General features: G+C 47.9%; 1 protein-coding gene and 1 pseudogene. Both read left to right on the top strand.

What is annotated here, in order from left to right; all coding sequences use genetic code 11:
• Positions 1–17 precede the first annotated feature (17 nt).
• Complete coding sequence (locus R7P74_RS25620) at positions 18–728, top strand: AzlC family ABC transporter permease (RefSeq protein ID WP_318123455.1); 711 nt, start codon at positions 18–20, stop codon at positions 726–728.
• Positions 728–846: pseudogene (locus tag R7P74_RS25615) on the top strand (AzlD domain-containing protein); the annotation flags it as partial. The gene R7P74_RS25620 and the pseudogene R7P74_RS25615, both read left to right, overlap by 1 nt.

The following is an 846-nucleotide window of genomic DNA, read 5'->3' as shown; positions in this document are numbered from 1 at the left end:
ACAATTAAGAACAAACAATGGATAACACTTTGCCGTTACAAGAAGAATCAAAAGCCACTTTATTTTGGCAAGGCACACTCGCAATGATGCCGTTGAGTATTGCCGTACTGCCTTGGGGACTCTTAGCAGGTTCGTTCGCGATTGATACAGGGCTTCACCCGCTAGAAGGACAAGCGTTATCCGCGATTCTTTTCGCGGGCTCCGCTCAGCTCGTCGCGATGGGAATGATAAAAGCGGGCGCGGGGCTAACCACTATGTTGCTCACCACGTTTTTCATCACCTCACGACATTTTCTCTACAGCGTATCCATGCGCAGTAAAATTGCACCACTTCCGCTTAAATGGCGGCTATCGCTTGGTTTTCTGTTAACCGACGAGCTGTTTGCCATTGCAGGCCATCATTCTGACGAACAATTTAATCGCTGGTACGCCCTAGGCGCCGGATTGAGCTTCTATCTGTTCTGGAACCTTGCGACGCTGACAGGCATCGTGGCGGGTAGCCTAATCCCAGAACTGAATGAAATGGGGTTGGAATTTGCAGTAGCCGCAACCTTTATCGCGATTGTCGTACCCACGATTAAAAATGCAGCGGTACTTTCTAGCGTCTTAGTGGCTTTGGTAGGCTCAGTCGCGTTAAGCTATTACCAAGTGGAAGGAAGTTTGATGATTTCGAGCATGTTAGCCATGTTAACAGGCTATTTTGTCGAACAAGTACAGGAGAAACGCTAATGATTATGCTGTCAATTTTACTCATGACGCTGTTGGTGTTCACAAGCCGATACTTGTTTCTCGAGCCGAAGTTGCCATTAAAGCTCGGCACGCGCACACAAAAGATTCTCAACTACGC

The organism is Vibrio sp. 2033 (assembly GCF_033339735.1).
This window is presented reverse-complemented; position numbering and strand designations above follow the sequence as displayed.

Excerpts from the sequence above, each read along its gene's own strand:
- R7P74_RS25620 (WP_318123455.1), top strand. The coding sequence starts at position 18 with ATGGATAACACTTTGCCGTTACAAGAAGAATCAAAAGCCACTTTATTT.